This is a genomic window from Streptomyces sp. NPDC002734 (assembly GCF_040295685.1).
Classification (GTDB): domain Bacteria; phylum Actinomycetota; class Actinomycetes; order Streptomycetales; family Streptomycetaceae; genus Streptomyces.
Map to the genome: position 1 here is coordinate 141,900 of NZ_JBEOVU010000017.1, position 14,026 is coordinate 155,925.

General features: G+C 70.5%; 11 protein-coding genes. 9 read left to right on the plus strand and 2 right to left on the minus strand.

Annotation, left to right across the window (positions count from 1 at the left end; genetic code table 11):
- The first annotated feature begins 332 nt into the window (after positions 1–332).
- The 3 genes from ABT026_RS17680 to ABT026_RS17690 are packed head-to-tail and all read left to right on the plus strand — an operon-like array spanning position 333 to position 3,324.
- A complete protein-coding gene (locus tag ABT026_RS17680) occupies positions 333–1,382 on the plus strand; it encodes a hypothetical protein (RefSeq protein WP_351115419.1) in 1,050 nt (349 codons plus the stop codon).
- 17 nt (positions 1,383–1,399) lie between these two features.
- A complete protein-coding gene (locus ABT026_RS17685; protein WP_351115420.1) occupies positions 1,400–2,665 on the plus strand; it encodes a sensor histidine kinase in 1,266 nt (421 codons plus the stop codon).
- Positions 2,662–3,324 carry a response regulator gene (locus ABT026_RS17690; protein ID WP_351115422.1) on the plus strand — a complete coding sequence of 221 codons (663 nt, stop codon included), beginning with the start codon at positions 2,662–2,664 and terminating at the stop codon, positions 3,322–3,324. The genes ABT026_RS17685 and ABT026_RS17690 overlap by 4 nt, the downstream gene beginning before the upstream one ends.
- A gap of 248 nt (positions 3,325–3,572) precedes the next feature.
- On the opposite strand, the gene ABT026_RS17695 is transcribed toward ABT026_RS17690, so the two are convergent.
- Both ABT026_RS17695 and ABT026_RS17700 read right to left on the minus strand, forming a co-directional pair.
- Positions 3,573–4,484 (minus strand): dioxygenase family protein, encoded by a 912-nt coding sequence (locus tag ABT026_RS17695; RefSeq protein ID WP_351115424.1) that lies wholly within the window; start codon positions 4,482–4,484, stop codon positions 3,573–3,575.
- A 156-nt stretch (positions 4,485–4,640) separates the two neighbouring features.
- Positions 4,641–5,078 (minus strand): DoxX family protein, encoded by a 438-nt coding sequence (locus tag ABT026_RS17700; protein ID WP_351115425.1) that lies wholly within the window; start codon positions 5,076–5,078, stop codon positions 4,641–4,643.
- A gap of 219 nt (positions 5,079–5,297) precedes the next feature.
- On the opposite strand from ABT026_RS17700, the gene ABT026_RS17705 reads away from it, so the two are divergent.
- From ABT026_RS17705 to ABT026_RS17730, 6 genes are all read left to right on the plus strand, one after another.
- The gene (locus tag ABT026_RS17705; RefSeq protein ID WP_351115426.1) at positions 5,298–5,822 is read left to right on the plus strand and encodes a MarR family winged helix-turn-helix transcriptional regulator; all 525 of its coding nucleotides are present in this window, start codon (positions 5,298–5,300) and stop codon (positions 5,820–5,822) included.
- Between the two features lie 1,423 nt (positions 5,823–7,245).
- Positions 7,246–7,581 carry a MerR family transcriptional regulator gene (locus tag ABT026_RS17710; protein ID WP_351115428.1) on the plus strand — a complete coding sequence of 112 codons (336 nt, stop codon included), beginning with the start codon at positions 7,246–7,248 and terminating at the stop codon, positions 7,579–7,581.
- Between the two features lie 446 nt (positions 7,582–8,027).
- Positions 8,028–8,984, plus strand: coding sequence for a S66 peptidase family protein (locus ABT026_RS17715; RefSeq protein ID WP_351115430.1), 957 nt, complete (start codon positions 8,028–8,030; stop codon positions 8,982–8,984).
- Between the two features lie 1,297 nt (positions 8,985–10,281).
- Positions 10,282–12,093 (plus strand): chitinase, encoded by a 1,812-nt coding sequence (locus tag ABT026_RS17720; protein ID WP_351115431.1) that lies wholly within the window; start codon positions 10,282–10,284, stop codon positions 12,091–12,093.
- Between the two features lie 290 nt (positions 12,094–12,383).
- Positions 12,384–12,929: a bacteriocin immunity protein gene (locus ABT026_RS17725; RefSeq protein WP_351115432.1), complete on the plus strand. Its 546-nt coding sequence runs from the start codon at positions 12,384–12,386 to the stop codon at positions 12,927–12,929.
- Between the two features lie 20 nt (positions 12,930–12,949).
- Positions 12,950–13,786 (plus strand): HEAT repeat domain-containing protein, encoded by an 837-nt coding sequence (locus ABT026_RS17730; protein ID WP_351115434.1) that lies wholly within the window; start codon positions 12,950–12,952, stop codon positions 13,784–13,786.
- The last annotated feature ends 240 nt before the right edge of the window (positions 13,787–14,026 follow it).

Sequence of the window (14,026 nt, forward strand, 5' to 3'; positions counted from 1 at the left end):
AACGTGACAGCCGCACCGGTGCCCGCCCGGCAGAGGACGCCGCCACACCGGTGGCCCAGGCGCCCGGAGGCCTCCACGCCCGCCGGCGGGTCCGGCTCCCGCCTCCGACGCCGCATCGCCCGCGCCCCCCTTCAGGCGCCGGCCGACCGTCTTCGGCTTCCGCGGCCGACCGGAGGTGCTCGGGGCGCTGCCGACCGGCCGACCGGACTCTCTTCGACGACGCCACAGGACCGTCCTCCGTCTCGAGGGCCGATCCGCCTCCCCCACCCGGGGGAGGCGGATCGGCATCCGGCAGGACGTGCCCCCGGGCACCCGGACGCGAACGTGGAACCATGACCCGGACACCCGCACCAGCCACCGCGACCGCCGCCGGTCCCACCCTGACCCGCCGCCTGTTGCGCGCCCTCGCCGTCACCGCCTGCCTGCCCTACCTCGCACTCAAGGCCGCGTGGATCGCCGGAAGCCACATCGGCATCCCTGACGGCAGCGCGCTGCTGGAGCACCGGCTGACCATGGCCGTCACCAACGCGCTGTCCCTGCTGATGGACAGCGCGGTGATCGTGCTGGCCCTGCTGCTGACCCGGCCTTGGGGCCGGCGCACTCCCGCCTGGCTGCTCGCGCTCCCCGCATGGGTCGCCACGGGACTGCTCACACCGATCATGGCCGGGTTCCCTCTGCAACTCCTCGCACGGGCGTTCACCGGCAGCATCGCCACCGCCGCCGACCCCAGGCGTGACCCCTTCCTGCACGAGTGGGTCTTCGGCGTCGTCTACACCGGGTTCATCGTGCAGGGGATCGCCCTGGGGGCCCTGTTCACGCTCCATGTCCGAGACCGCTGGGGGCACCTGTGGCAGGGACGCGTCCGGGAGCTGCCGGCCGGTCTCCTCGGACGGTCGGCCCAGGGCACCGCGGTCGTGGCCGCAGTCCTCGCCCTGTTCCCGGCCGCTGTACGCCTGTCATGGGCCTGCGGTGCCACCAAAGGCCTCGGCCCCTACCGGGCAGCACACCGCACCAGCGACTTCTTCGTCCTGGAGGGCCTGTACGTCGGCTTCCTCGTCACGGCCGTCACCGCCACCCTGCTGCTCGCCTTCCGCCGCGGCCGCGGGCTTCCGGTGACAGTGCCGCTGGCCGTGACCTGGATCAGTTCCGCAGCGGTGGCCTGCTGGGGCGGCTGGATGCTGCTCGGCGCCCTCGCCACGGCCGGGGATCCCGCCGATCGCCCGACCAGCCTGATGCTCCTCACCTACGCTGCCCAGATGACCGTAGGCCTACTTCTCGCTCTCGTCGGAGCGCGCTTCCTCGCCGGCCGCGCGGCCCAGGCCACGGCTGCGGACAGTCGCCCGGCAGGCACCGGTAGGGCCACGACAGGCGCGCGAGCGTGAGCGCCCCCGTCCGCCGCATGGCCGCACCCATGAGCCGCCTGCTCGGCCGACGGGCGCGCCTGAGGTGGATCCACCTGATCCTCGGCGGCGCGCTCGCCATGCCCTACGTGCTGGCAGGCTCTCTGGTCGTCGGCCCGCTCATCGGCGCGTCCGGTGGCGACGGCACCGTCTCGCTGTCGCTGCAACTCGCCGCCTTCGCGCTCGCGCTGCCGCTCGCCGCCCTCACCGCACTCCTCCCGCCGACCCGGCCCCTGGAATCCGCGGCGGTGCGCTGGCTGTGCGGAGTCGGCAGCGAACGGCTCGCCTACGGGCCGGCCCGCGCCCTCGGCGAGAGGACCCGCACCGCCACATGGTTCACCCTGCATCTGGCCGTCGGCTCGGTCGTCGCCGCCATGACGCTCGCGGTGCCCCCGTTCGCCCTGCTGCTGATCCTGCTGCCCTTCGTCCCGGCCCTGCGTAGCGACCTCATCGGCGGTACCGGCCGCGCCCTCGTGCCCGACCACTCCTGGGCCCTCGCCCTCACCCCCGTCGCAGGAATCCTGCTGCTCACCGCGCTCGCCGCATGCGCGGCCGGCTGCGGGACGCTCCTGGCCCGATGGGCTCCGGCGCTGCTCGGCCCCTCGCCCGAGGAGCGGATCGCAGCGGCCGAAGCACGCGCCGCAGACCTCGCCCTGCGCAACCGCCTCGCACGCGAACTGCACGACTCGATCGGCCACGCCCTCAGCGCCGTAACGCTCCAGGCGACCGCGGCACGACGCGTGCTGGAACGCGACCCGCACTTCGCCCGCGAGGCGCTCGCCGCGATCGAGGACACCACCCGCCGCACCCTTGCCGAACTCGACACCGTCCTGGGCGTTCTGAGAGACAGTGACGCACCGGGCACCGCGCCCGCGCCCACGCTCGCCACCGACCTCGACGGCCTGCTGCACCGTACCCGCGCTGCCGGACCCGAAGTGACGGCCACCGTCACCGCGGACCTCATGACGCTGCCGCCACCGGTGTCCCGCGAGGCCTACCGCATCGTGCAGGAAGGCCTCGGCAACGCCCTGCGGCACGCGGGGGAGCGGACCACGGTCACCCTGCGGATCGAGTGGGTGGGCGACCACCTGCACATCACCCTCGACAACCCGCCGGCAGCGACCCGTGCCCCGCGTTCCGGCGGCGGCCACGGCCTGCCCGGCATCGCCGAACGGGCCCGCCTGCTGGGCGGCACCACCCAGGCAGGCCCGACCGACGGGGTGTGGCGTCTCCACGTGCGCCTGCCGCTGAAGGAGACCGCATGACCCACCCGCCCATCAGCATCGTCCTCGCCGACGACGAACGCATGGTCCGCACCGCCCTGCGCGCCATCCTCTGCGCCGAGGAGGATCTGCGGATCACCGGCGAAGCGGCGACCGGCGCCGAGGCCGTCTCCCTCGTCCGGGCCGTCCGCCCGGACATCGTCCTCATGGACGTCCGCATGCCCGACATCGACGGCATCCGCGCCACCGAACAGATCCTCGCCACCCCGGGTGAGAGGCCACGCATCATCGTCCTCACCACCTTCGAGAACGACTCGCACGTCTTCGGCGCCCTGCGTGCTGGAGCCGCCGGCTTCCTCCTCAAGCGCACCGACGCCCCCACCCTCGTCCAGGCGGTACGCCTGTTGGCCCGCAGCGACACCCTGCTCTTCCCCTCGGCCGTCCGCGCCCTGGCGGCCCAGCACGCGCGCGCCCACCCTGCCCCACCGCCCTGGGCGGCACGCCTCACCGAACGCGAGGCCGACGTGCTGCGGCTGCTGGCCACCGGGTTCACCAACGCGGAGATCGCCGCCCGCCTGCTGGTGGCGCCGGCCACGGTCAAGACCCACGTGGCCTCCCTGCTCGCCAAGACCGGCTCCCGCGACCGCACCCAGGCAGCCGTCCGGGCCTACGAGGCCGGCTTCGTCCCACCGGAGCCTTGAGCCCAGGGGCGCCGCGCGGACCTCACACCCGCGTGCGGGCATCGGCGAAGCGGTCCCCGTCGGCTCGGCGAGCGACTCCCTCGGGTGTTCGAGATCGCCCACCGCAGCAGCGGCCTGCCGCTGAGGAGTGATTCCTCGCCGATGTGACCGGTGACGGCAACGCGACGTCGTGCGCTCCCGCCCGGTGGGGCAGCGGCTGTACGACGATCGGTGAGGTGCTGCGGTGGTGGTTCAGGACCGCGTTGTCCTCAAGCCGCCTGAAAGGAACGCCGGGAGAGGCCGAGGGAGTAGCCGTCGAGCGTCGTCACCACGGGCGCGGTGGGGTCGGTGGCCGCACCCAGAGTGACGAAGAGCGGGGTGAAGTGCTCCACGGTCGGGTGGGCGTAGGGCATGCCTGGCGCGGCGGTGCGAAAGCGGGCCAGTTCGGCCACGTCGCCGCGGGCCAGCCCGTCGGCCACCCAGGCGTCGAAGTCGGCCGACCAGCCGGGCACCTGGTTCTCCAGGAACATCTCCCGGGTCAGGAAAGGCAGCCCATGGGTCATGTGCCCGGAGCCGACCACCAGTACCCCCTGCTCGCGCAGTGGCCGCAGCCGCCTGCCCAGGGCGAGCAGCGCGTCGGGGTCCTCGGTGGGCAGGCTCAGCTGCAGCACGGGGATGTCGGCAGCCGGATACATGATCTTCAGTGGCACCCAGGAGCCGTGGTCCAGACCGCGGCGGGTGTGCTGGTGCACCTGCGTGGTGTCCGACATGAGGCCCGTCACCTGGCGGGCGAGGTCGGACGCGTCGGGAGTGTCGTAGCGAAACGTGTGGTACAGGGCGTCGAAACCGCCGAAGTCGTAGACCAGCTCGGCCGGCTGCGTGGCGCTGAGCGACAGCGGCGCTGACTCCCAGTGGGCGGAGACGACCAGGATCGCCCTCGGCTTGGGCAGGGCACGGGCCCAGTCGTGCAGCGGGTTCAGCCACTCGGTCGCCTCGAACGGCATCGGCCCGCCGCCGTGGGACACGTAGAGGGTGGGCAGTGGCCCGTCCGCCGGGCTCCAGAGGCGGTGTGGGGCGTCCGCCTCGGCGGCCGTCGCACGGCGCAGGTGCGCGGCGAACGGGTGCGAGGCCGGGATTCGGGCGTCGGCGACGGCGGTCGTGGTGGACGCGGGAGTGGTCATGTGGACTCCTGGGAAGTGATGGTGGGCGAGGTGGAGGAGGGACCGGGAGACTGCGGGGTGGACCCGGATCAGGGTCGGCCAGGTGGAGGCCGCGCCGATCACCGTGGGAGCGGGCCGGGTGCCTCGCGGACCACCCGGCGCCAGGCACGGTGCTGGCTAGGCGTCAGCGGGCTGCGGTGTGCGCCGACGGTCGGCGAGCAGGTGGTCGATGCTGAAGCGCCCGGCGCCGACGGCGGCCAGCACCAGGGCGGCCGCGCCCAGGACGAGGACGAGCTCGTAGCCGCCTTGGTCGACGAAGAGGCCGGCGTCGGCGTGGACGAGGAGGAAGGCGCCGATCATGTCGATCAGCAAGAGCAGTCCGGTGAGGGGGACGGCGATGCCGAGGATGAGTGCGGCACCGCCGACGAGCTCGGCGACGGCGGCGAACCAGGCGGAGGCCGTGGCGGCGGGCACACCGACCGACCCGAAGAAGGCGGCGGTGCCGTCGATGCCGTTGGTGAACAGTTTCTGCCAGCCGTGGGCGAAGAACACGAGGCCGACAGCGATGCGAGTCAGCAGGACGGCGAGGTCACGGGCGGAGGCGGGGAGGGTCACGGCGGATCCTGTCGGTGCTGAAGTGCCCGCGGCGGCCCGATCTGTGGAGGCGCCGGGGGGACTCGGGGTGGGCGTCGGAAGGGTGGACACGCCAGGGCGCCTGATGGTGATGCTCAGGCGCGTCATGGCCGTGCCCCGGTCGGGGAAATGGTTGTTGCGACAACCTTCGACAAAGAGAGCACACTTGTTGCGACAATCATTCCGCATGAGGATGTGACCGTGGACACACCCTGGCTCGACCGCCGACAGCTACGCGCATGGATCCGACTGCGCGGCGTTCTCGAGCTACTGCCGGGCGTCCTCGACGCGCAATTGCGCCGGGACGCAGGCCTCACCGAGTTCGAGTACTACTCGCTGGCGATGCTGTCCGAGGCGTCCGGCCGCACGCTGCGCATGACCGAGCTCGCCCGCCAGACCAACGCCACCCTGCCCCGCCTGTCCCACGTCGTCAGCCGTCTGGAGGCCCGAGGCCTGGTGGAGCGTTTCCCGTGCCCGCAGGACCGCCGGGCGACCAATGTCCGACTCACGGAGGCGGGGTGGGCGGCGGTGAAGGACGCCGCCCCCGGTCACGTGGCCACCGTCCGCGACCACGTCATCGACGCGCTCACCGACGAGCAGGTCGACCAGCTCGCCGCCATCGGCGCCGCACTGCTCGTCCGGCTGGACCCCACCGGGTCGATGGCCGCGACCTACACCCGTTATGACGGGCCGGACCCGGAAGGCGGCGAACGGGCCGCCGACTGACAGTCAAAGCAAGGGCCGCCCGAGCGGCGGCAGGGGGCCGACGGACTGGAAAGGGGAACCGGCACCGCAGGACGAGCTCAGCGTCTGAAGCTCGTCCACTCCACTCCGGTCCCGGATCGCGCAACAGGTTGCTGTGACCGCGGCCAACTCACCGCGTCGCCGCGGCTGTGTTCGACGGCACCCAGGTAGCCGTCCGGTCTCACTCTCACCCGCCGGCGTCGTCCCACGTTCCGCCGGCGGGTGAGGGCAAAGGGCTTCTCATGTACACCCACGCCCACGTGCGGGCGGCGCCGGCGAAGCCGTCCACACGCCCGGCGAACGGGGGAGCGGACCAGTGGGCACCCACACCCCGGCGCGGCGGCCGACGTGAGCCACACCGCCGCGCCCGCGCGCTGGTCGCCGCCCTCCTGGTACGGCGCGCGCCCTGCCAACACCCCGGCCCATCCCTGACCACCCGATGCCCCGGCCGGGCGGAGTTCACTGCACTGTCCGGTACGTCACCCCGTACTTGCGCTCCAGGGCTCGCTTCGACTCGCCAGCACGGTGGTCACGCCGGACTGCCGCACACAACTCGACCTTCGACATCGTGTCCCGACCGTGGGCGCGGCCCGTGTACCCGCGAGCGGTCCCGTGCAGTCCCGGCGGTACACGCCCTCCACCCTCCCTTCCGAGATTGGCCACCTCTCCACGCCGCGTACGAAAATCTATCGTGGCGGCAGTAGACATTAGGCAGTCGTGTGGTTATGGTTTCTCTCGTAGTCAGAGAGTCCGAAGGGCTCGGCAGAGATGAACTGCCGTGCAGCAGTACAGAAATCCGCAGGACGCAGGACGGTGCGGTGGCGGAGTTCCGAAGCCATGGCTGTTGCAGGACGGCGACGGGGCTGGCAACCGGACCGGGTGGCCCGTAGTCATCAGGGGCTGCCGCGGCAGTACCGCAGTACCAGCAGGTAGAAGCACACAGCAGCGAAGTACTGAGCAGCACCTCGGTGAAGGCGTCGGCTGCGGGCGCGCGCACCGGGAAGTTCGGCAGTGCGGTTCCAAGCCAGAGCAGACGCAGTACGGGCGACGGGGCCGGCTGCCGAGAGCGGCGCTCGCGCAGGCCGCAGTAGTGCAAGCGGGTCGCATGAGCAGCACGCAGCCCCCCGCTTGGCAAGCAATTGATCACCAGAGGGAAGAACGGAGGAACCAGGCGCCATCAGGATCGCCCGGACGCCACGCGGGTCCGGGTACCGCAGGACATCGATAGTGAGGTGGTCTCCGGTCAAGCAACCGCGATCCCCGCAGCCCCGACGCCATTTCGGTCGGGTGGGCGGAAATAGAAGGCCGGTGCGGAATCAGGGCCGGCAGATGGTGTAGCAGTTCCTTCGGGGCCCGGGTGCCAACTGGCACCCGGGCCCCTCCACGCGTTCCACAGAGAGGTGCAATGACAGCAGACGACTCCTACGGGCGGCTCGAGGACGACGACTACCCCGCTTACACCATGGGACGGGCCGCCGAATTGCTCGGCACCACCCCGGGCTTCCTGCGCGCCATCGGCGAAGCCCGCCTCATCACCCCACTGCGCTCTGCGGGCGGACACCGGCGTTACTCCCGCTACCAACTGCGGATCGCCGCCCGCGCCCGCGAACTCGTCGACCAGGGCACCCCCATCGAGGCCGCCTGCCGCATCGTCATCCTCGAAGACCAACTCGAGGAAGCTCAGCGCATCAACGAACAACTGCGCGCACAGGGCCGTGAGCAGCCGAAGACTCCGACCTGAGCAGAGGGACACCCGCCACGGCGGGGCACCGAGCCCCGCCCTCCGCGTTCACGTCGACGGCGGCATCCTTATGGCGCCAGGCCCACCCCGCTGGTCATGCTTCCGCGGCGGGTGCTGCGACGACAACTTCGTCGAGCGCAGGGCGGGTGACTACAGATGGGTGTGGCCTGGGTGAGCCGCTCTCGCTCTTGACCAGGCAGGCGGGGATCCTTGGAGCAGGCCGGCGCCAAGTGCGATCGCAAGGGGCCGCTCTGCCACGTCGGCACATGGTGAGCTGTTCGTGGTCGGGCAGGCCGAGGTCGACGACCTGGCAGCGGGGGAGGGGGACTGGTGAGCTCGCATGTTCAGGTGTCGCGTATTCGCTGAAGGCTGCCTGGCTGCGTTGACAGTGAGTGATTGATGTAGACGGCTCACCTTCGGCTCGGCGGGTGTAGGAAGATCCCGGCATGGACAACTGTGACAGTCATCCGACCGTGCAATCGCCGCGGTTACGGCCCGGGGATCGGGTGCGGATCGTCTCTCCAGCCAGTCCACCCGGTCGCGAGGGAGTCGCCCGTGGCGTCGAGCTACTGACGTCTTGGGGGCTTCGGGTCGAGTTGGGTGAGCACGTCTTCGACCAATGGGGGTACATGGCTGGCCGAGATGAGGATCGCGTCTTCGACCTGAACTCCGCGTTCGGTGACCCGGGAGTCCGCGCGGTGATTGCCACCCGGGGCGGCAAAGGCGCCTACCGCATCGTCGACGACTTGGACATCGATATCCTGCGGCGCGACCCCAAGCCCTTGGTCGGCTTCAGCGACATTACCCACCTCCACCTTGCCCTGTGGGCGCGATGCGGTCTGGCCTCGCTGCATGGCCCGTTCGCCAACTGGAACGACGAATGGTGCGGGCCGGCGTCGGCCGAAGCCCTTCGCCGCGCGCTGATGACCACCGACTCTGTCATCATCCACCGGGACACCAGCCAAGCCAGCGCGGCGGTCACCGTCGAGGGCACCGCGACCGGTGTCTTGGTCGGCGGCAACCTTGACGCGATCCGCACCGAGGCCGGAGCCGGGCTGCCGAGCCTTGAGGGGGCGATCCTCTTCGTCGAACACCAGCGAGGCACAGGGCTGGGAGAGGTCGACCGCGCGCTGACCCAGCTGATCCGTACCGGGGCCCTGGAGGGTCTGTGCGGTGTCGCACTTGGTCAGTTCCTCGGCTTCGACGAAGATGACGATGATCCGACCCTGGGGGGATGGGGCATCGCCGACGTACTGCGCGACCGGCTGACGCGCCTGGGTGTTCCTGTTCTCGGCGGACTCCCTGCCGGACACGGCCTACATCCTCCGACCATCCCGCTCGGCACGCAGGCCACGATCGACACCGCCGAAGGAACCTTGACGGTTCAGCCGGCCGTCGCCTGACCGTCGACCGCCTCACCCAGTATGTAGGGCCCACACGCAGCGGTGATTGTTCGGCCGGTCAGTCACCGTGCGTGGTCGCCGGGGGCGTATCGGCTCCAGGTGCCGCCAGCCTCGGTGACCAAGCGGGTGGCTGTCTTGTCGTGAAAGCCGAGTGCCTTCGCGATGACTGGGGCTGGGGCCTGGAGGACGACTTGGCGGATCGCGGAGGTTCGGCCGCGTTGCGGCGGGACGCCGATCTCCCGCAGGTGGACTTGGAGGCTGACCGGGTTCATCGGCTGGCCGGGCCGGCGGCCGGGGAAGAGCCACTGTGAGCTTCTGCTGCCGACGTAGGGCAGGTGCTGGCAGGACTGGACGTATGCCCGCATGAGGCCAGCGACGGGCTCGGGAAGTGGGGAGGGCGGGTCTCCCAGCCTGATGGTGACGGTGGTCCCGTCGTCGATGACGTCGTTGGCAGTGAGGCGGACGATGTGGGTGACAGGTTGCGCGTAGCGGAGAACGAGTGCGGCGGCGATCCGGGCCCGTAGGGGCATTGAGTGGTCGTTGAGGACCCGCCGGAGTATGGCGAGTCGGTGGTGCTGGTGCAGTGGCCCTTGGTCCCCAGGAACGAAGCTAGCCGGGGCTGCCACCCTTCCAGGGAAGGCGTTGCGGCCCGACCGCGCTGGTTCCCGATCCACGCTCCGTTCCGGAGCCCCGGAGCTCGTCTCCTCCCCTCAGCCCTCACCGGCGAGATGTCCGTTCGGGATGCATCCTCAGCGCGCGGAGGGATCCCTCACGTCGGTAATGCTGCTCGGCGACCTCATAGCGCGTCACCCACTTGTCGGCCTGGCTGCGGCGCGGCCGCGGCTTCCTGCCCTCCTCGACGGGGTGATGTCGACGAAGAGGTGTGCGACATCCGTTGCTCCACGAGCGTCGGCGTCTGCGCGCGGCCGTACCGGACCGACCGAACCCGCCACCCATAGTTCACCCGTGCGCGTCGTCACCCGTCGACGACGTGAGCAGCGGGTGGCCGGCCCCGAGGTAAAGCCTCGCGAACGGTAAGGACCGCTGCCACTCCACCGACCACCCCGGGCACCCCGACGAGCCGATGTCCTCGAACTGCTCACGCCGCTCGTCCGGCACCCCCGGCCGGCGCCGTCGCCGTCGCGGCGGACGCGCACGAAGGGACGCCGTGGTCGCCGGCCGGCTCCCCGAAACCCCGTCCCCGCCTCCGTTCCGTGCAGAGGTCTTGACCACTCAATTGGTCTGGACCATGCTGTGGCGCGCTCCACCCCACCCATCCCCCGCCCTGGAGGCAGTCGTGGACCGCACCAGACCCCTCACCCTGCTGCTGGCGGCCGCGCTCGCCGCCGGCGGACTCGCAGCCCTCACCCCCACCGCCCAGGCCGCCGACTCCGAACTCGCCCGCAACGGCGGCTTCGAGGCCGGCCTGGACGGCTGGAACTGCACGGTCGGCAGCGGCACCACCGTCACCAACCCCGTACACAGCGGCACGAAGGCTCTGCAGGCCACCCCGGCCGGCAACGACAACGCCAAGTGCTCCCAGACCGTCACCGTGAAGCCGAACGCGACCTACACCCTCGCCGGCTGGGTCCGCGGCGCCTACGTCTACCTCGGCGTCACCGGCACCGGCACCACCGACGGCTACGCCTGGACCCAGTCCGCCCCCGACTGGCAAAAACTCACCAAGACCTTCACCACCGGCGCGAGCACCACCTCGATCACCATCTACACCCACGGCTGGTACGGCACGCCCGCCTACCAGGCCGACGACCTCTCGCTCCTCGGGCCCGGCGGGGATGCGCTCCAGATCCCCGCCACCCCGACCGGCCTCACCGCCGGCACCCCGACCACCACCTCGGTGCCACTCAACTGGACGGCCGTAGCAGGAGCCACCTCCTACAAGGTCTACCGAAGCGGAAGCCTCCTCGGCACCACCACCGGCACCTCCTACACCGCCACCAACCTCAGCCCGAACACCGCGTACACCTTCCAGGTCTCGGCAGTGAACACCGCGGGCGAGTCCACGAAATCCACGCCCGTCGCCGCCACCACGGCCCCCACGGGCGGCACAGGCGGCGGGGCAGGCGGCGAACTGCCCGCCCGCGCCCTCGTCGGCTACCTCCACGCCAGCTTCGCCAACGGCTCCGGCTACACGCGCATAGCCGACGTACCCGACTCCTGGGACGTCATCAACCTCGCCTTCGGCGAGCCCACCTCGGTCACCTCCGGCGACATCCGCTTCAGCCTCTGCCCGGCCACCGAGTGCCCCGGCGTCGAGTCACCCGCCGACTTCAAGGCCGCCATCAAGGCCAAGCAGGCCGCCGGCAAGAAGGTCCTCATCTCCATCGGCGGCCAGAACGGGCAGGTCCAGCTCACCACCCCGGCCGCCCGCGACACCTTCGTCTCTTCCGTCTCGAAGATCATCGACGAATACGGGCTCGACGGCCTCGACATCGACTTCGAAGGCCATTCGCTCTCGCTCCAGACCGGCGACACCGACTTCCGCAACCCCACCACCCCGGTCGTCGTCCACCTCATTCAGGCGATCAAAGCCCTCAAAGCCAAGTACGGCGCGAAATTCGTCCTGACGATGGCCCCGGAGACCTTCTTCGTACAGCTCGGCTACCAGTTCTACGGCTCCGGCCCCTGGGGCGGCCAGGACCCGCGCGCCGGCGCCTACCTGCCGGTCATCCACGCGCTGCGCGACGACCTCACCCTGCTCCACGTCCAGGACTACAACTCCGGCTCCATCATGGGCCTGGACAACCAGTACCACTCCATGGGCGGCGCCGACTTCCACATCGCCATGACCGACATGCTGCTCACCGGTTTTCCCGTCGCCGGCAACACCGACCGCTTCTTCCCCGGCCTGCGCCCCGACCAGGTCGCCATCGGCCTCCCCGCCTCCACCCAGGCCGGCAACGGCCACACCAGCCCTGCCGAGGTCAACAAGGCCTTGGACTGTCTCACCAAGAAGCAGAACTGCGGCACCTACCAGACCCACGGCACCTGGTCGTCCCTGCGCGGCCTGATGACCTGGTCCATCAACTGGGACCGCTTCAACAACTGGGACTTCAGCCGCAACTTCGACGCCTACACCTGGAACTGACCACCCGCCCGCGAGGTGACGGCCCAGCCCGTCACCTCGCGCAACAGGCAGGCGACAACGGCGCGAAGGCCCCGCCCGGTCGGCTCCATCGACATCGCCCGCGGTACAGCAACCGCTCCGAATGGCCTGCAGGACATGGCGATCGCCCACTCACAAGGACGAGAGGCAGAAAGGTGGCCCGGACCGCACGACGTCGATGCCGCACGGCAGCTTCGGCGCCTGAGCCCGGCACCCTTCGGCTGCGTAGGCAGGAACGGAGAGCGGGTGTTGACGGGTTCTGGCGTCAGTCCTTGATCGAGACGGCCGTAGACGTGGGCGGGAAGCGAGGGCACCTGGAAGGCTGTGTGGGCCTGTCGGGGGCCGGCGGCATAATGCGGGCTGTGGATCTGAGACCGGAACTCATACCTCCGTCGGTGAGCCGGCAACGGTTGGATGAGCTCTCCTGCGAGATTGAACGGATCGCCGCCCTGGTGCTTTTCGGGGCTGAGAGCGCGGACGAGGACATCAGGGCTTTCAACGCGCAGACGGGTCACAACTATGTGGCCCTCGACTTCGCCGAGTGTGACGGCAGCCGGAGCGTGGTCGAGTTCGCGTCGGAGGCCGCCCGGCCGGCTCGGCCCCGGATCGCGGATATCACCACGGAGGAACTCGTCGAAGTCGTCCGCAGGCTCCTTGCCGGCAGTCCGGGAAGCGACTACTACTTGTGGCTTCTCGAGGCCAACGTGACGCATCCCCAGGTCAGCGACCTGATCTTCCATCCCTCGGCAGAACTCGGCGACGCTTCAGCGGAGCAGATCGTCGACGAGGCCCTCAGATACCGGCCGATCGCGCTGTGAACAGCGGTGCCGATGGGGGAGTGGACACGGTGACGGAACATGCGGCGCTGAAACACGCGTTAAGCGAGTTGGACGCGCAGCTCGCCACGAGTGCCGAGCGCGGGCCCGGCGCCCGCCGCCGGCTCGAGCCACTGGTGGAGGCATTGCGGACACCGGCCGCCGCCTTCCTACGTCCGGAGCTGGAGCAGCGACTCGCCCGTCATGTCACCGCCGACGATTCCTTTGCGCGGGACCGGATCGCCCACGTCCTGGCCGGTGCCTGTGGCGCAGCCGCCCTGCCCGCCTTGCTGAGTGCGCGGGCGAGCGATCGCAACGACGACGGGGACACATTGGAGCTCGACGTCCTCGAACTCTTCGGGGCGTGGCCCGAGACCGCGCTCAAGCTGTCCTTGGATTACGCCGCTTCCAGCGACCCGGGGATGCGGAGAGTTGGCCTGTGGGGTTTGTGCGTCATCGACTCTGTCGGGATCAACTACTTCGGATTGGTCGCTGATGCGGCCTTCGATCCGGATCCGGGGGTACGCGCTGACGCGATGAGCAGCCTCGGCACCCTCTTCGGCACGGGTGATCCCTCACGGGCGCAGGCAATTCTGATCACCGGCACGTCCGACACCGCGCCCGAGGTCCGAAGAGCAGCAGTCACGGCCCTGTGGGGGGCACCCGAAGGGACGGTCGACGTACTCGTCGCCCGCACCTGCGACGATGATCGCGGCGTCCGGTACTGGGCGGCGTGGGCACTGTCTCGAAGCACGGTCCCCCAGGCCCGAGCTGCGCTCGAGCGACTCACGGCCGATGAGGACCCGGACGTACGCGACACCGCGCGCCGAGCCCTGGCGCCGCCGACCGGGTGGCCCTGATCTTGGGGAGTTCGCCATCGGTTGACCGACGAGGCCTTCCCCGTGGGCCGGGTGCCTGCACGCGCCCGTTGCGGCGGCGAGGTACGGGGCCTTGGCGGACGACGCGGACCGAGGCTCTCCGTGGATCGGAGTGGCGACGGTGTTGACCGGCGCCTCCGGTGGGTTGATGTGACGCGAGTGGGGCCGGGCGGGATCATCCTGCCCGGCCCCGTTGCTGCTTTCCGGCTGACGCAGGTGTGC